Source organism: Enterococcus mundtii, from assembly GCF_002813755.1.
Taxonomy (GTDB): Bacteria; Bacillota; Bacilli; order Lactobacillales; family Enterococcaceae; genus Enterococcus_B; species Enterococcus_B mundtii.
In genome coordinates this window covers 1695738-1713261 of the sequence record NZ_CP018061.1, presented here as the reverse complement: position 1 = coordinate 1713261, position 17524 = coordinate 1695738, and the positions used below count along the sequence as shown (strand labels likewise).

At 39.9% G+C, this 17524-nt stretch carries 12 protein-coding genes and 2 pseudogenes; 13 read left to right on the top strand and 1 reads right to left on the bottom strand.

Annotated elements, in window-relative coordinates; genetic code table 11:
* Positions 1 to 54 precede the first annotated feature (54 nt).
* The 13 genes and pseudogenes from EM4838_RS08000 (at position 55) to EM4838_RS07945 (ending at position 16012) form a co-directional block, all read left to right on the top strand.
* Positions 55 to 1764 (top strand): proline--tRNA ligase, encoded by a 1710-nt coding sequence (locus EM4838_RS08000; protein WP_010735191.1) that lies wholly within the window; start codon positions 55 to 57, stop codon positions 1762 to 1764.
* A 287-nt stretch (positions 1765 to 2051) separates the two neighbouring features.
* On the top strand, positions 2052 to 6404 hold the full coding sequence (locus EM4838_RS07995; RefSeq protein WP_071866228.1) for a PolC-type DNA polymerase III: 4353 nt from the start codon (positions 2052 to 2054) through the stop codon (positions 6402 to 6404).
* A gap of 205 nt (positions 6405 to 6609) precedes the next feature.
* Positions 6610 to 7083, top strand: coding sequence for a ribosome maturation factor RimP (gene rimP, locus EM4838_RS07990; protein WP_010735193.1), 474 nt, complete (start codon positions 6610 to 6612; stop codon positions 7081 to 7083).
* A gap of 21 nt (positions 7084 to 7104) precedes the next feature.
* The gene (nusA, locus tag EM4838_RS07985; RefSeq protein ID WP_019723218.1) at positions 7105 to 8292 is read left to right on the top strand and encodes a transcription termination factor NusA; all 1188 of its coding nucleotides are present in this window, start codon (positions 7105 to 7107) and stop codon (positions 8290 to 8292) included.
* 23 nt (positions 8293 to 8315) lie between these two features.
* The gene (gene rnpM, locus EM4838_RS07980) at positions 8316 to 8609 is read left to right on the top strand and encodes an RNase P modulator RnpM (protein WP_010735195.1); all 294 of its coding nucleotides are present in this window, start codon (positions 8316 to 8318) and stop codon (positions 8607 to 8609) included.
* Positions 8606 to 8917 carry a YlxQ-related RNA-binding protein gene (locus EM4838_RS07975; RefSeq protein WP_010735196.1) on the top strand — a complete coding sequence of 104 codons (312 nt, stop codon included), beginning with the start codon at positions 8606 to 8608 and terminating at the stop codon, positions 8915 to 8917. The genes rnpM and EM4838_RS07975 overlap by 4 nt, the downstream gene beginning before the upstream one ends.
* A gap of 12 nt (positions 8918 to 8929) precedes the next feature.
* Positions 8930 to 9022, top strand: a pseudogene (locus tag EM4838_RS17160) (translation initiation factor IF-2 N-terminal domain-containing protein); the annotation flags it as partial.
* Between the two features lie 9 nt (positions 9023 to 9031).
* A pseudogene (gene infB, locus EM4838_RS07970) lies at positions 9032 to 11422 on the top strand (translation initiation factor IF-2); the annotation flags it as partial.
* 24 nt (positions 11423 to 11446) lie between these two features.
* Positions 11447 to 11794: a 30S ribosome-binding factor RbfA gene (gene rbfA / locus EM4838_RS07965; RefSeq protein ID WP_010735198.1), complete on the top strand. Its 348-nt coding sequence runs from the start codon at positions 11447 to 11449 to the stop codon at positions 11792 to 11794.
* 503 nt (positions 11795 to 12297) lie between these two features.
* A complete protein-coding gene (gene truB, locus EM4838_RS07960; protein ID WP_071866230.1) occupies positions 12298 to 13221 on the top strand; it encodes a tRNA pseudouridine(55) synthase TruB in 924 nt (307 codons plus the stop codon).
* Between the two features lie 7 nt (positions 13222 to 13228).
* Positions 13229 to 14173 (top strand): riboflavin biosynthesis protein RibF, encoded by a 945-nt coding sequence (gene ribF / locus EM4838_RS07955; RefSeq protein WP_071866231.1) that lies wholly within the window; start codon positions 13229 to 13231, stop codon positions 14171 to 14173.
* Between the two features lie 191 nt (positions 14174 to 14364).
* On the top strand, positions 14365 to 15150 hold the full coding sequence (locus EM4838_RS07950) for a glucose-1-dehydrogenase (protein ID WP_071866232.1): 786 nt from the start codon (positions 14365 to 14367) through the stop codon (positions 15148 to 15150).
* Between the two features lie 10 nt (positions 15151 to 15160).
* Complete coding sequence (locus EM4838_RS07945; RefSeq protein WP_071866233.1) at positions 15161 to 16012, top strand: GRP family sugar transporter; 852 nt, start codon at positions 15161 to 15163, stop codon at positions 16010 to 16012.
* Between the two features lie 50 nt (positions 16013 to 16062).
* On the opposite strand, the gene EM4838_RS07940 is transcribed toward EM4838_RS07945, so the two are convergent.
* On the bottom strand, positions 16063 to 16521 hold the full coding sequence (locus EM4838_RS07940; RefSeq protein WP_071866234.1) for a helix-turn-helix domain-containing protein: 459 nt from the start codon (positions 16519 to 16521) through the stop codon (positions 16063 to 16065).
* Between the last annotated feature and the right edge of the window lie 1003 nt (positions 16522 to 17524).

Genomic DNA, 17524 nt, shown 5'->3' with positions numbered 1-17524 from the left:
AGTAGGGTATAATGACATGCGTTAGATTATTTGAGGAATAAAGGAGTTTATATAATGAGACAATCAAAAATGTTGATTCCAACATTAAGAGAAGTTCCAAATGATGCGGAAGTATTAAGTCATCAAATCTTACTACGTGCCGGTTACATTCGTCAGGTTTCGGCTGGAATCTATTCTTATTTACCACTTGCAAATCGTGTATTAGAAAAATTAAAAACGATCATGCGCGAAGAATTTGAAAAAATCGGCGCAGTAGAAATGTTGATGCCAGCGATTTTACCTGCTGAGTTATGGCAAGAATCTGGTCGTTATGAAACATACGGTCCCAACTTATATCGCTTGAATGATCGCAACGATCGTCAGATGATCTTAGGACCAACACATGAAGAAACATTTACAGAATTGATCCGTGATGAAGTCAATTCATACAAAAAATTACCTTTGAATCTTTATCAGATCCAAGCAAAATACCGTGATGAAAAACGTCCTCGTTTTGGATTATTACGTGGACGCGAATTTATCATGAAAGATGCTTATTCTTTCCATGCTTCTCAAGAGAGTTTGGATGAAACATACAAAGATTACGAAAAAGCTTATACAGAGATCTTTAAGCGTTGTGGTCTAGAGTTCCGTGCAATCATCGGTGACGGTGGCGCGATGGGCGGAAAAGACTCAAAAGAATTTATGGCGATCTCAGAAATTGGTGAAGACACGATTTGTTATTCAACAGAAAGTGACTATGCAGCAAATTTAGAGATGGCGACGAGCTACTATGTGCCAAAAAAATCCCATGAAACACAATTGGAAATGGAAAAGAAAGAAACACCAGATGTGAAAACCATCGAAGAGGTTGCAGCTTTCTTTGACGTTCAACCACAAAAAATCATCAAATCTGTACTTTTCACAGCAGATGAGCAACCTGTTTTAGTTTTAGTTCGCGGCGATCATGAAGTCAATGATGTGAAATTGAAAAACTTCTTAGGTGCAGATTTCTTAGAAGAAGCAACAGAAGAAGAAGCGAAAAACTATTTAGGCGCTGATTTTGGATCAGTTGGACCAATCGGTGTAGCTGAAGAGGTCAAAGTCTATGCGGATCGTCATGTTCAAGATCTGGCAAACGCGATTGCGGGAGCGAATGAAACTGGCTACCATTATATCAATGTCAATCCAGAACGTGATTTCAATGTTCTAGCATATGAAGACTTACGCTTTGTCCAAGAAGGCGATCCTTCGCCAGATAATAATGGCGTATTAGCCTTCACTCGAGGAATCGAGATCGGTCATATCTTCAAACTAGGGACACGTTACAGTGAATCAATGGGTGCTACTGTTCTTGATGAAAATGGTCGTGAAAAACACGTGATCATGGGTTGTTATGGTATCGGTGTGAGCCGTCTACTTTCAGCAATCGTTGAACAAAATGCAGACGAAAACGGTATTCACTGGCCAAAAGGCATTGCACCATTTGATTTGCATGTCGTACAAATGAACTTAAAAGATGAGTTCCAAACGAACTTGACGAATGAAGTGGAAAAAGCAATGAACGAAGCCGGTTATCAAGTACTTGTTGATGATCGCAATGAGCGTGCCGGTGTTAAGTTTGCTGATTCTGATTTGATCGGATGTCCAATCCGTATCACCGTCGGTAAAAAAGCAGTAGATGGCATCGTCGAAGTGAAAATCAAAAAAACAGGTGAAATGGTCGAAGTTCGGAAAGAAGAACTTGTGAATACATTACCGATTTTATTGAATCAAGGCGAATAAGCAAGAGTGGAAAAGTCGTATCAGTCTTTTAAAAGACGGAAGCGACTTTTTCATTTCCTTTTCTTCAGTTAATGAACGGTGTTCGAAAAGCTAACCTTCAACATTAAGATGGAAAATCAAAAAATATGAAAAGCCATTTTCTGATTTTCCATCTTACTGCTCAGGTCAAAGCGCTTTTCTCACAACCTTGATGAAAATTTCCCTAAAAAGGGTTATACTAGATAGTATTGAAAAGTAAGGGTCGGAAATGGAATGATTTCTGGTCTTGACAGAAAGGGCGTATATTTTTGTCAGAAAAACGAGAGTTATTTGAGAAATTATTGGAGCAGATCCAATTAGAAGAAACAGAAAAAGCGCATCCGCTTATTTCTGCTGGTGAAATGGAACAGGTGGTGGTCCATCGTAAATCTCGTTTGTGGGAGTTTACGTTACGTTTTCCAGCTATTTTGCCTGTGATGCTTTATCGCTCTTTGGTGCAACATGTCATACTTGCATTCAAAGAAATTGCTGAGGTGAAAATCACAGTTCAAGCAGCGGATCAAACATTTGATGAACAACTCTTACAGGATTATTGGTCGCAAGCACTGGAGAGTCAGCAATGCGATACGCCTTTAGTACAAAAGGTATTAAAGACGCAAGTGCCAACGATCAAAGATCATAAGGTGATTTTGCCTGTTGATGGTGAGGGAGCGATCGGCTATCTTAAACAACAATATCTGCCATTAGTAGAACAGTTATTTGTTAGTTACGGCTTTCCTAAGTTTCGGATCGAACCAGAAGTTGATGAGCAACAAGCAGAAAGAGTCCTAAAGCTTTTTGAAGAAAGACGACAAGAACAGGCTGAGGCGTTTATGAAACAAGCGGCTGAAAGCTTGATTGTTCATGAACAAAAGAAAAAAGAGCGCAAAGAGCAATTACCAGCGCTTGACGGGCCGATCCAACTAGGTAGAAATATCCCGAATGATGAGCCTATCACACCGATGATCAATATCTTGGAAGAGGAACGCCGGGTAACGATCGAAGGTTACGTGTTCGACAAAGAAGTACGCGAGCTTCGTTCAAAACGTAAGATTTTGACATTGAAGATCACAGATTACACTTCTTCATTTATCGTCAAAAAGTTTTCAAATAATGAAAAAGATGAACAAATCTTTGAAGCAATCAGTACGGGTAGTTGGCTGAAAGTTCGTGGGAGTGTCCAAGAAGACACCTTTGTTCGTGACCTAGTGATGAATGCTCAAGACATCTTAGAAGTTAAACATGCACCACGTAAAGATTATTCTCCTGAAGGGGAAAAGCGTGTCGAATTACATCTTCATAGTAATATGAGTACCATGGATGCGACGAACAATATTGCAGATCTTGTGGCACAAGCAGGTAAGTGGGGACATAAAGCAATTGCAATCACTGACCATGGCGGTGCACAAGCATTTCCAGAGGCACATAGTGCAGGGAAAAAAGCTGGTGTGAAGATCTTGTATGGTGTCGAAGCGAATGTGGTCGATGATGGAGTGCCGATTGCGTATAATGACGCCCATGATTCATTGAGTGAATCCACTTATGTCGTGTTTGATGTGGAGACAACAGGTTTGTCTGCTGTTTATGATACGATCATCGAGTTAGCTGCTGTTAAGATGTATAAAGGAAATGTCATTGAAAGTTTTGATGAATTTATCGATCCTGGACATCCCTTATCACGAACAACCATTGATTTGACAGGAATCACGGATGAAATGGTTCGCGGTTCAAAATCTGAGGAAGAAGTTTTACGCTTATTCTTGGAATTCTCAAAAGATGCGATCCTAGTTGCCCATAATGCGGCATTCGATATGGGATTTTTGAATACAAGTTATGCCAAATACAACATCCCTGAAGCAGCTAATCCAGTTATAGATACCTTAGAACTAGCTCGTTATTTATATCCACAATTCAAACGGTTTGGTTTAGGTGTACTATCCAAAAAATTCGGTGTTAGCTTGGAACAGCATCACCGCGCGATTTATGATGCGGAAGCAACCGGACATCTGGCTTGGATATTTATCAAAGAAGCGATGGAAAACCACGAAATGTATTACCACGATCAGTTGAATGCCCATGTAGGTGAGGGTGATTCTTACAAACGGGCGCGACCTTTCCATGTCACATTACTGGCGAAAAACCAAGCTGGATTAAAAGACCTGTTCAAATTGATCTCGATGTCCAACGTCGATTATTTTGAACGTGTGCCACGAATCCCCCGATCACAACTGAAAAAATTCCGACAAGATCTGTTAGTTGGCTCTGCCTGTGACAAAGGTGAGATTTTTGAAGCTATGATGCAAAAAGGGGTAGAAGAAGCACGTAATCGGGCGAAATTTTATGACTATATCGAAGTCATGCCTAAAGCTGTCTATGCACCACTCCTGGAGCAAGAGCTTGTCAAAAATGAACATGATTTAGAAGAAATCATTCGTAACTTAGTAGAAATCGGCAAATCATTAGATAAAATCGTTGTAGCAACAGGAAATGTCCACTATCTGAATGAAGAAGATGCGATCTATCGTAAAATCTTGGTCAATTCGATGGGGGGAGCCAATCCATTGAATCGTCACAGTTTGCCTGAAGTGCATTTCAGAACAACGGATGAGATGCTCACTGCTTTCACCTTCTTAGGGACAGATTTAGCAAAAAAAATCGTAGTTGAAAATACCAATAAGATTGCAGATATCTGTGAAGAAGTCGTGCCAGTTAAAGATGAATTATATACGCCTAAAATCCCTGGTTCGGAAGATGAAATCACAGATCTAAGTTATACGAAGGCAAAACAAATGTATGGTGATCCATTACCGGATATCGTAGAAAAGCGTCTGAAAAAAGAACTGGATTCGATCAATGGTAATGGTTTCTCAGTGATTTATTTGATTTCACAAAAGTTAGTGCATAAAAGTAATGAAGATGGCTATTTAGTTGGTTCTCGTGGCTCGGTTGGTTCTAGTTTCGTCGCAACCATGACCGGGATCACAGAGGTTAATCCATTGGCACCTCATTACTATTGCCCAGATTGTCAGTATTCGGAATTTTATGAAGATGGAACTTATGGTTCAGGATTTGATATGCCTGAGAAAAAATGTCCAAAATGCGGCGCTCGTTTAAATAAAGATGGGCATGATATTCCGTTTGAAACATTCTTAGGTTTCCATGGCGATAAAGTACCCGATATCGATTTGAACTTCTCAGGGGATTATCAAGCAGAAGCCCATCATTATACGAAAGTATTGTTTGGCGAAGAATATGTCTATCGTGCGGGAACGATCGGTACTGTTGCGGATAAAACGGCGTATGGATTCGTTAAAGGGTTTGAACGTGACCACAACTTGCATTACCGCAGCGCCGAAGTGGATCGCTTAGCCAAAGGTGCTACTGGGGTCAAACGAACGACCGGACAGCATCCAGGGGGGATCATTGTTATCCCCGATTATATGGATGTATATGATTTCACGCCGATCCAATATCCGGCAGACGATCAGAATTCAGAATGGAAAACGACCCACTTTGATTTCCACTCGATCCATGACAATGTCTTGAAACTTGATATCCTGGGACACGATGATCCAACGGTGATCCGGATGTTGCAAGATTTATCTGGGATTGATCCACAAACAATCCCAACCGATGATCCAGAAGTCATGCGGATCTTTTCTGGACCCGAAGTCTTGGGAGTCACACAAGAACAGATTTATTCTAAAACAGGTACATTAGGGATACCGGAATTTGGGACACGTTTCGTTCGTGGGATGCTAGAGGAAACACACCCAACGACTTTTGCGGAATTATTGCAGATCTCTGGTCTTTCTCATGGTACGGATGTTTGGTTAGGGAACGCAGAGGAATTGATCAAACGTGGGGATGCAACGCTGGCTGAAGTAATCGGCTGTCGTGACGATATCATGGTTTATTTGATCCATGCTGGCTTAGATAGTGGGATGGCGTTCAAAATCATGGAGACGGTGCGTAAAGGATTATGGAATAAGATCCCTGACGAATTACGTGAAACGTATTTGACCGCAATGAAAGAAAATAACGTACCTGACTGGTACATCGATTCTTGTTCGAAAATCAAATACATGTTCCCGAAAGCCCATGCGGCTGCTTATGTCTTGATGGCGTTACGGGTTGCTTATTTCAAAGTTTATTTTCCGATATTGTATTACTGTGCCTATTTTTCCGTTCGTGCAGATGATTTTAATCTTGTCGCTATGTGCAAAGGAAAAGAAGCAGTGAAAGAGGCGATGAAGGAAATCACGGATAAAGGGTTAGATGCTTCTGTAAAAGAAAAGAATCAGTTGACAGTTTTAGAGTTAGCCAATGAGATGCTAGAACGTGGCTTGAAATTTGGAATGATCGATTTATACAAATCCGATGCAGTAAACTTTGTGATCGAAGGAGACACGCTGATTGCGCCATTTCGTGCGGTACCAAGTTTAGGGGCCAACGTAGCGAAACAAATCGTCGAAGCTAGAAAAGATGGTCCTTTCTTATCCAAAGAAGACTTGGCAACTCGTGGGAAAGTCTCGAAGACGTTGATCGAGTATATGACAGAAAATGGTGTCTTGAAAGATTTACCTGATGAAAATCAATTATCGTTATTTGATATGTTATAAAAGTCAACGTGAGAAATGAAAATGAATCAAAATGAAAGCAAAGATTAGTAAAGCTGGTTGCCAGTTGATTCTAATGATATGGCTTGTCATTTAGAGTGATTTATGTTATAGTTATTTAAGGTAATGATACTAACTGTGAGTGAGCGGAATTTTCGCTCACTCTTTTTAATGGAATTACGGATCTAATTTTAAGGAGGCGAAATCTTTGAGTAGCGTCGTTGAAACAGTCACAGAAATGGTGACACCGATCTTAGATGAACAAAAGTTTGAGCTAGTAGAAGTAGAATTTGTCAAAGAAGGAAAAAGCTGGTTTTTACGGGTGTTTATAGATAAAGAAGGCGGAATCGACATTGAAGAATGCGCATTTGTCAGTGAAAAATTAAGTGAGAAACTTGATACGACAGAGCCAGACCCGATACCACAAGCATATTTCCTAGAGGTATCATCTCCAGGCGCAGAACGCCCTTTGAAAAAAGAGGCAGATTATGAAAAAGCACGAGGAGAGTATATCCATGTGTCTTTATATCAACCAGTTGACGGAGAAAAACAATACGAAGGTTTTCTCCAATCATTTGATGCTGAACAGCTTACATTGAAGATACGCATAAAGACACGGGAAAAAGAAATTGTTTTTGACCGTAAGAATATTGCCAAAGCTCGCTTAGCAATCCAATTTTAATCACGGAGAGGAAACAGAAGAATGAGTAAAGAAATGTTGAACGCGTTAGATGCTTTAGAGGCTGAAAAAGGAATCTCAAAAGAAATCGTGATCGACGCTTTAGAAGCTGCGTTAGTTTCTGCATACAAACGCCATTATGGGCAAGCACAAAACGTAGAAGTAGAATTTGAACAAAAAAAAGGCAAGATCCATGTCTATGCAGTGAAAGAAGTCACCGAAGAAGTGATGGACTCACAATTAGAAGTATCTTTGAAAGACGCCTTGTTGATCAATCCTGCTTACGAGATCGGTGACAAGATCCGTTTTGAAGTCACACCAAAAGATTTCGGTCGTATCGCTGCCCAAACAGCTAAGCAAGTCATCTTGCAACGTGTACGTGAAGCAGAACGCACAATCATCTATAACGAATTCAGTGCGTATGAAAAAGACATTATGCAAGGGATCGTTGAACGTCAAGACAAACGTTATATCTATGTCAATTTAGGTAAAATCGAAGCAGTCCTATCAAAACAAGACCAAATGCCAAATGAATTTTATCAACCACATGATCGTATCAAAGTATATGTATCACGTGTTGAGAATACATCAAAAGGCCCTCAAGTCTTTGTTAGCCGTAGTCATCCTGATCTTTTGCGTCGCTTGTTCGAACAAGAAGTACCAGAAGTTTATGATGGACTTGTTGAAATCGTCAGCGTTGCTAGAGAAGCAGGCGATCGTTCAAAAGTGGCTGTTCGCTCAACTGATCCGAATATCGATGCTGTCGGCACATGTGTCGGTCCTAAAGGCCAACGTGTCCAAGCAATCGTGAATGAATTGAAGGGCGAAAACATGGATATCGTCGAGTGGGATGAAGATCCTGCGGTGTTCATTGCGAACGCATTGAATCCTTCACAAGTCGTGGATGTCATTTTTGACGAACAAAATCCAAAAGCTTGTACGGTCGTTGTGCCGGATTATCAATTGTCATTGGCAATCGGTAAACGCGGACAAAATGCGCGTCTAGCAGCCAAATTGACGAACCACAAAATCGACATCAAATCAGAGTCAGACATGACTGAATTCTATGAGAAAAAAGCTCAGGCAGAAGCAGCGATCTCTGAAGAATTACACGATGAAGCAATCATCCAATCAGATTTGACAGATGATGAATATCAAACAATCGCATTTGAAGACGAAACAACCGAAGTAACTGAACAAGAAGAAATTTAACTGCTAGTGAAGGAGGCAAAGAGATGAAACAAAGGAAGATCCCTTTACGCAAATCTGTGGTTTCAGGTGAAATGAAACCAAAAAAAGAGATGATTCGTGTCACACGTTCAAAAGAAGGTGTGGTATCGATCGATCCTACTGGAAAAATGCCTGGACGAGGAGCGTATGTCTCACTTGAGCCGGAGGAAGTACAACAAGCTTGGGATAAACATCTCTTGGATCGTGTACTTGAAGCTAAGCTAACAGATGAATTTTATCAAGAACTATTAGATTACGTCACTCACCAAAAAGCCCGAAAAGAGCTATTTGGCGAATGAATGGAATGAATCGGCAAAAAGCCATGAATCTTATTGGTCTAGCGATGCGTGCAGGGAAAATGATCACAGGTGAAGAATTGACGATCGGAGACATCCGTCGCCAAAAAGCCAAGATCGTTTTCGTCGCAAGTGATGCCAGTGAGAATACCAGAAAAAAAATCAAAGATAAGAGTTCGTACTACGAAGTTCCTTGCTTTGAGCTGTTTTCTGAGGAAGAAATCACGCAGATGATCGGTAAACCTCGGAAAGTGATAGGAATCACGGACACCGGCTTTGCAAAAAAGGTCAAGGAGCTAATTGAAGGTTAGGAAGGTGATTGCATGGGCAATAAACGAATTTATGAACTAGCGAAAGAATGGAACAAGTCTAGTAAAGAGGTCGTTGATAAAGCGCAGAAACTTGGAATCGATGTGAAAAATCACATGGGTGCAGTCAGCACACAAGATGAAAAGAAACTGCAACAAGCGTTCAACCAACCACAGCAGAAAAAGCAACCAGTACAAAAAGCAAACCAAAAACCAGCCGGACAACAGCCAAGTAACCAAAAGAAAACAAACGAACCATCGAACCAACAAAAAAATAAAAGTAACCGCAACTATCAAGATCGCGGTCAAGGGAGCGGTCAAGTGAATCAAGGAAAAAACCAATCAACAAATCAGAATAAGAGTAATCAGACAGGTGGAAACAATCAAAACCGTCAAGGAACTACTCAAAACAATAATCAAAATCGCCAAGGTAACAACCAAGGCAGCAACCAAAACCGTCAGGGAACTACCCAAGGAAACAGCCAAGGTAGCAACCAAAACCGTCAGGGAACTACCCAAGGAAACAGCCAAGGTAGCAACCAAAACCGTCAGGGAACTGCCCAAGGAAACACTCAGGGCAGTAACCAAAACCGTCAAGGAGCAAACCAAGGCGGCCAAAATAGAAACAATAATAACAATCGCGGCAAATTCAACAATAACAACCGCAATCGTTTCAACAAAAAAGGGAAAAAAGGCAAACAACAAACGTCAAACAAGCCAGCAGTCCCACCACGTAAATTCCGTGAGTTACCTGAAGTATTAGAGTATACAGAAGGTATGAATGTTGCAGATATCGCGAAGAAAATTCACCGCGAACCAGCAGAGATCATTAAAAAATTATTTATGCTAGGTGTGATGGTCAATCAAAACCAAGCATTAGATAAAGATACGATCGAATTGTTAGCAACAGACTACGGTATGGAACCACAAGAAAAAATCCAAGTAGATATCGCGGATATCGACAAATTCTTTGAAGCGGATGAAGTGAATCCAGAAAAATTAGTTTCACGTCCGCCAGTTGTAACGATCATGGGTCACGTTGACCATGGGAAAACAACTTTACTCGATACCTTACGTCATTCTCGCGTAACAAGCGGAGAAGCCGGTGGTATCACACAGCATATCGGTGCGTATCAAATCGATATTGATGGCAAACCAATCACATTCTTGGATACACCAGGACATGCGGCCTTTACAAGTATGCGTGCGCGTGGTGCAAGTATCACTGATATCACGATTTTAGTTGTTGCCGCCGATGATGGCGTAATGCCACAGACTGTAGAAGCGATCAACCATGCGAAAGCAGCTGGTGTACCAATCATCGTTGCAGTCAACAAAATCGATAAACCAGGTGCAAACCCACAACATGTGATGCAAGAATTAAGTGAATATGAATTGATTCCTGAAGCATGGGGTGGCGAAACGATTTTTGTAGAAATCTCAGCAAAATTCGGCCAAAACATCGAAGAACTATTAGAAATGATTCTTTTAGTCGCTGAAGTGGAAGACTTGAAAGCTGATCCAACACAACGTGCGATCGGTACAGTGATTGAAGCACGATTAGACAAAGGAAAAGGTCCTGTGACAACATTACTTGTTCAACAAGGTTCATTGAATGTTGGAGACCCAATCGTTGTCGGAAACACATACGGTCGTGTCCGTGTAATGGTCAACGACTTAGGACGCCGTGAAAAAACAGCTGGACCAGCAACACCAGTTGAAATCACAGGATTGAATGATGTACCTCAAGCAGGCGATCGTTTTGTTGTCTTTGAAGACGAGAAGACAGCTCGTGCGGCGGGTGAAGAACGTGGCAAACGTGCGATGTTAGAACAACGTGCAGCAACTAGTCGTGTGACATTAGACAACTTGTTTGAAAGCTTAAAAGAAGGCGAATTAAAAGAAGTCAATGTCATCATCAAGGCTGACGTACAAGGTTCAGCAGAAGCACTAGCTGCTTCATTGAAGAAGATCGACGTTGAAGGCGTACGTGTCAAGATCGTCCATTCAGCTGTTGGAGCAATCAATGAAAGTGATGTGACGCTTGCTGCGGCAAGTAATGCGATCATCATTGGTTTCAATGTTCGTCCGACACCACAAGCGAAAATCCAAGCAGATACAGAAGAAGTGGATATCCGTCTTCACCGTATCATCTACAAAGCCATCGAAGAAATCGAAACTGCGATGAAAGGGATGTTAGATCCTGAGTTTGAAGAGAAAATCACTGGTCAAATGACTGTCCGTGAAACCTTCAAAGTATCAAAAGTTGGAACGATCGCTGGTGCCTTTGTCACTGATGGTTACATTCGTCGTGATAGCGGTGTGCGTGTCATTCGTGATGGCATCGTCATTTTCGAAGGACAATTAGCAAGCTTGAAACGCTTCAAAGACGATGTCAAAGAAGTGAAAATGGGCTTTGAATGTGGAGCAATGGTTGAGAAATTCAATGATCTTAAAGTAGACGATGTTATCGAAGGCTTTATCATGGAAGAAATCAAAGTCGACTAATTTAAAAAAAGGAGGCCGCTCATTATGGCTAACTATCGTGACCGCAGAGTCGGTCAAGAAATTTTAAAAGAAGTGAATGATATCTTACGCAAAAAGGTACGTGATCCACGTGTGGAAAATGTAACGATCACAGATGTGCATGTCACGGGTGATCTGCAACAAGCAACGATTTATTATAGCCTTTTATCAGACTTAGCTTCAGATAAGAAAAAAGCGCAAGAAGGGTTGAATAAAGCAAGTGGACTGATTCGTCGTGAATTAGGACATAACATGAGTATTTATAAAACACCTGAATTGACGTTTGAGCTAGACGAATCAGTTGTATATGGTAATCATATCGATGAATTATTGCGTAATTTAAACAAAGACTAATGTTCTAGCGAGTTAACTCGTTCGTATCAATGGTCGAACAGGGAGGATACAATAACTGTATCCTCCCTGTTTTTTTTGTCTATTTTCATTCGACACTAGAGAGCCAAACGAAATACAACGAAAGAATCCAAAAATAGAAGAAGCCATTTCCGAATTTTTTCGTTGTATTCGTAGCAGATGATCATCGCTGAATTGTCCGCTTTTGGGGAAAACATGTTTCATCATAAAAGCAAAATATAAGAATTGACTGATCAAAGAATCATCCGATCATCTACCAGATAACCATCCGTATAACCAATCAAAAGGTGCAAAGAAAAGATTTTCCATAGGTGCTCCCTCCTTTACAAAAAGAATACCATCTTTCTATTTACAACAGTGTGAACTTTTGTTACGTTTATGTTTCTAAAACAAAATAATCGTACATTTAAGGATCAATCCCGTCAGTTTTTGATCCGATGTGTTATAATAATTCAGTTAATACTTAAAAGAATGGAGAACAAAAGATGGAAGGCTTATTACCTTTATGGAAAGAACGCGGCATGACTAGCCACGATTGTGTATTCAAATTACGAAAAATTTTACATACAAAGAAAATCGGACATGGTGGGACATTAGATCCTGATGTAGATGGTGTTCTTCCAATTTGTATTGGTAAAGCCACTAAAGTCATTGAATATCTGACGGATTCGGGGAAGACCTACAAAGGAGAAATCACCCTTGGCTACAGTACGACGACTGAAGACAAATCAGGAGAAATCGTCGAACAACGGGCTGTAACCGAAGTGTTGACAGAGGACCAAATAGATGAAGCAATGGCTGCTTTTGTCGGTGAGATCACACAGATTCCTCCGATGTACTCGGCTGTGAAAGTCAATGGTCGACGTTTATATGAATATGCTCGAAATAATGAAACAGTGGAACGACCTGTTCGCAAGGCGCAGATCTATCGTTTTGAACGAACGAGTGAAATCCACTGGTCAAAAGAAGCAGGGACCGTTTCGTGGCGGTTTGAAGTCGAATGTGGGAAAGGTACCTATGTCCGGACATTGGCTGTAGATACGGGGAGTAAGTTGGGCTATCCTGCACATATGTCAGATTTGACGAGAACAGCGAGTGCCGGCATGAATGAATCCCAAGCAATTACTTTAGCTGAAGTAGCATCATATATGGAGAATGGTACGATCGAAGAGTATTTATTACCCATTGAAACGGGTGTAACAAAGTTCAAACAGGTCGATATCGACGATACAGTTTGGCAGAAAGTCAAGAATGGTATGCGTTTAGATTACCAAGTATTTGGTTTATCAGAGATGCCATCAGAAGAAATTGCTCTTTTTTATCAAGGAAAAGTAGTGAGTATCTACCAACCAAATCCAAAAGAAAAAAATAAGTTAAAACCAAGTAAAGTTTTAAGAAATGAGGTTTAATGTAAAAATGGAAATCATCAAAATCAGACACCCTTATCAAGTTTCTCAAATTCCGAAAGAAGACGTCGTATTGATCTTAGGTTTCTTTGACGGAGTTCATTTAGGACATCAGAAAGTGATTGAAACAGGGCGAGAAATTGCTCAAAGAGAGGGTCTGAAATTGGCATTGATGACATTTAATCAACATCCGTCAATCGTCTTTAAAAAAATCAATCCAAGTAACGTCAAATACTTGACTACGTTAGAACAAAAAGAAGAAAAAATGGCAGAACTTGGTATCGATTATCTTTACGAAATTGAATTTACTTCTGCATTTGCCCACTTAGCCCCTCAAGATTTCGTTGATCAATATATTGTAGGACTAAATGCTAAGTATGCTGTTTCTGGCTTTGACTATACGTATGGTCCGAAAGAAATTGCGGATGTCCCTCATTTCCCTGGTTATGCAAAAGGTCGTTTTGAAGTAGTCACTGTACCAAAAGAGCAACAAGAAGGGGAAAAAATCAGTTCTTCACGGATTCGTCAAGACTTGGATGCTGGGGATGTCGCGAGGGTGGCCCATTTGCTAGGATATATTTATGAAATCGACGGTGTGGTCATCCACGGGGACGCACGTGGTCGCTTATTAGGATTCCCGACAGCCAATGTCAAAGTTAAAAGCACCGTTCATTTACCAAAAGTGGGTGTCTATGTTTGTGAAATCAAAATCGGTGAGACGTGGTACCCAGCGATGGGATCAATCGGACATAATGATACATTTGGCGATGGACGTGAATTGACAGTCGAACTGTATATTTTAGATTTTGATCAAGATATCTATGGTGAACATGTCTACATTCGTTGGCACGAGTTTATCCGAGATCAAGTGAAGTTTGATGGAGCAGAAGCTTTGATCGAGCAATTAAAAGCAGACGAACAAGTAACTGCTGATTTTTTTGAACATGTTGAATAAGCAAATGTAGTATTCGAGAATAAGGAAGAAGCCCAATCAGGATAACTGAAGGGCTTTCTTTTTTTGGAAAGAATTTTTTAGTGCGTATGATTTGCTTTCACCTACACTGCGTAGTGTACACTGTCTTTATAGCTAATAACGAATGTTTTAAAATATCTGTTATTAATGTGATAAAAGAAAGGGTGTCTTCTATGTATAAAGAATTAGAACAGAAAGTAGCTGTAGTGACTGGTGGGTCCAAAGGGATCGGTACAGCCATTTCTCAGCGTTTTGGAGAAGAGAAGATGAAAGTAGTCGTAAATTACCATTCGGATGCTGAGGGAGCCGAAGAAGCAGTTAAAGCGATTGAAGAAGCTGGGGGCCAAGCAATAGCTGTCAAAGCGGATGTGGGAACAGAAGAAGGCGTGCAGACTTTGATTGATCAAGCTATAGAAGCCTATGGTCAGTTGGATGTTTGGGTCAACAATGCTGGCACTGAGAACCAAAAACCTACACACGAATTAAGCTTGGAAGAATGGGAAACTGTGATGCAAGTCAACCTTACTGGCGTGTTCTTAGGAACAAAAGCCGCGATCAATTATTTCAAAAAACACAAAGTAAAAGGAAGTATTATCAATCTTTCCTCTGTCCATGAACAAATCCCATGGCCGACTTTCTCACATTATGCCGCTTCAAAAGGTGGGGTAAAACTATTCACTCAAAGTGTTGCGATGGAGTATGCGCCTGAAGGAATACGTATCAATAGTATCGGACCAGGAGCGATCAAAACACCGATCAATGCCGAAAAGTTTGATGATCCAGAACAAAAAGCGACAACAGAAAGTATGATCCCGATGGAACGGATCGGAAAACCAAGTGAAGTTGCCGCTGCAGCTGCTTGGTTGGCTTCAGATGAATCAAGCTACGTTACAGGTATTACGTTGTTTGTAGACGGTGGTATGACGCTTTATCCTTCATTTCAAGGTGGGAAAGGATAGGTATTGATTGATGGGAATCTTAATTGCATTAATACCAGCGATTGGCTGGGGGATTCAACCACTGGTTTTGAAAAAAATCGGTGGGCGTCCCACTAATGAAATATTAGGTACGGGTATTGGCGCATTACTCGTTGGTCTAGTTGTTCAATTGTTCATGTCACCCGGTGGTATTTCGATTACTACATTTTTGATCAGTCTTTTATCGGGGGCGTTTTGGGTCATTGGCCAAATCGGACAATACACCACGTTCAATTTGATCGGCGTATCAAAAACAATGCCTATTTCCACTGCGATGCAACTTGTTGGAACGTCACTGATCGGTGTTTTTGCTTTTGGCGAATGGGCAGGAACAACAGGAAAAGTGATTGGCGGAGTAGCGATCGTCTTGCTAGTGATTGGTTCTGCACTAACAGCAGTAACTGATGGGGGAAGTAAACAAGGTGGGATAACTAAAGGAATTTCGATTCTTGCTTCTACGAGTATTGGTTATTGGGTGTACAGTGCATTACCTAAATTAGTCAATGCAGACGGTGTAGCTATCTTCTTTCCACAAATGTTAGGTGTTTTCTTAGCAGCGGCTATTTACGTCGTCTTGAAGCAACCAAAAGCGTACGGAGATGGAAAAAGTTGGAAAGCAACGATCGTCGGAGTCATTTTTAGTTTAGCAGCATTTGCTTATATATTTTCAGCTAATGCCAATGGAGTAGCTACTGCCTATATCATCACGCAACTGAACGTAGTGATCTCAACATTAGGTGGTATGGTTATTTTGCACGAAAAGAAGAGCAAAAAAGAATTAAGATACACGTTGATCGGGTTAGCCTTGATTGTCGGGGGTAGTATGATCACTGTGCTGATTTAAAAAAATAAAGCAATGTAAGACATCAACTAACAAAAATGTCTTACACTGCTTTATTTTGGTGCGGTCAATGAGATATCCGTTCGTTTTAAAACAGCTTCATTGAACCAAGTACCAAAACTTTGAACATAGTTAAAATTCCCGCTAATAATAAATTCCGCGTAGGTGTCATCTAAGACATTATAAAAAAAGTAACGATCTTCTTTATTTGAATAAACATCTTGATGATACTTGATCATACAATCTCTAAATTGGTGCAATGACTCCAACGTTTCGTACTGAAGGTAGAATTTTAGGACTACTGCACTATTTATTGGTTGGTCAGTTCCTACGAAACTTGGTTTATTTTTAAGGGAGAACTGTAGAAACTCTGACAGATTTTCTTCTGAAAATTTCCATTTTCCTCCAACCTTTATCCCCTGTAGTTTTCCCTCGCGTAAATAATTTCGTACAGAACGAGTGGTTACTCCTAGAATCTCTGCAAGTTCATTGACTGAATAATAATTCTTCATCAGTTTTCCTTCCTCCGTTTTCTTGAATGATAGAAACAAATAACTAGTACCATTTACGAGTTAGATAAATTATTCTTGCTATTATGATTTGCCTATCAAATATATAAATATAGCGTGAAATAATAAATAAATAGAGAAAAAATAAGGATATCTTTCAAATTATTATACTCAATATAAAGCATTAAAACCATAATTTTTGAAGATTATTGTTATGTTTTTAATGTTTTTAAACTTTTGCAAAAAAATCGATAAGGTAAATATCAAGTCTGGAAACAATCCGCCTAAACCTTTTTCTAAAACATTTCCTAAAATTTGTGAGTGTTTCAATAATAGGGTAGCTAGTTACTCCTTAATTCAGTGTCTAAAATCCTGCAATCCATGAAAATAGTATGAATAAGCTGTTTAATAAAAAAGCTTATTCCTAACTTTTCCTAACAAAAATATTGACTTTTACATTAATCGCGTTATACTAATGTTAGGAAAAAAAGTGAAATTTTTTCCTAAATGCTAGAGAGGAGGACAGTGATAGTTAGCTCAAAGGATCTGAGAAGAGTTTCTAAGCATATTAGATGACCGTATACTAAAGTGAAGTCATGTAATCGTTCTAGTAGCTTAACAAATGGACCAAAGCTTACACCGTTCTTTTTTATGGTAGAAACGAAGTTAGTACACTAAAAAACTCCCCTTTTTTGTATAGACTAACTTTAGTTTCCTAAAAATCCCCTTATTGTGAGGCAAATGATTTCGTTTATGATTTGCCTCACAATAATCAATTGTAAGTTAACGATGAATAAGATCAGATAAGACGGATAGCCCTTATTTATATAGGAAATATTATGTGTATACATAACGTTTTGAGATGATAACTACTACTTATTCGCATTTGATTACTTTACGATGTAAAGTAAAAGCAAGAATCAATCACCTGCCAAGAATAAAGGGACTCTTATCTTTGGAATAAGGAATGAGAACAAGTAATAGGGTTAATGCTTTTGAAAAGTTA

Bases quoted from the DNA above. Each gene is read 5' to 3' on its own strand.
- EM4838_RS08000 (WP_010735191.1), top strand. From the start codon at position 55: ATGAGACAATCAAAAATGTTGATTCCAACATTAAGAGAAGTTCCAAAT.
- nusA (WP_019723218.1), top strand. From the start codon at position 7,105: ATGAGTAAAGAAATGTTGAACGCGTTAGATGCTTTAGAGGCTGAAAAA.
- rnpM (WP_010735195.1), top strand. From the start codon at position 8,316: ATGAAACAAAGGAAGATCCCTTTACGCAAATCTGTGGTTTCAGGTGAA.
- EM4838_RS07975 (WP_010735196.1), top strand. From the start codon at position 8,606: ATGAATGGAATGAATCGGCAAAAAGCCATGAATCTTATTGGTCTAGCG.
- rbfA (WP_010735198.1), top strand. From the start codon at position 11,447: ATGGCTAACTATCGTGACCGCAGAGTCGGTCAAGAAATTTTAAAAGAA.
- truB (WP_071866230.1), top strand. From the start codon at position 12,298: ATGGAAGGCTTATTACCTTTATGGAAAGAACGCGGCATGACTAGCCAC.
- ribF (WP_071866231.1), top strand. From the start codon at position 13,229: ATGGAAATCATCAAAATCAGACACCCTTATCAAGTTTCTCAAATTCCG.
- EM4838_RS07950 (WP_071866232.1), top strand. From the start codon at position 14,365: ATGTATAAAGAATTAGAACAGAAAGTAGCTGTAGTGACTGGTGGGTCC.
- EM4838_RS07945 (WP_071866233.1), top strand. From the start codon at position 15,161: ATGGGAATCTTAATTGCATTAATACCAGCGATTGGCTGGGGGATTCAA.
- EM4838_RS07940 (WP_071866234.1), bottom strand. From the start codon at position 16,521: ATGAAGAATTATTATTCAGTCAATGAACTTGCAGAGATTCTAGGAGTA.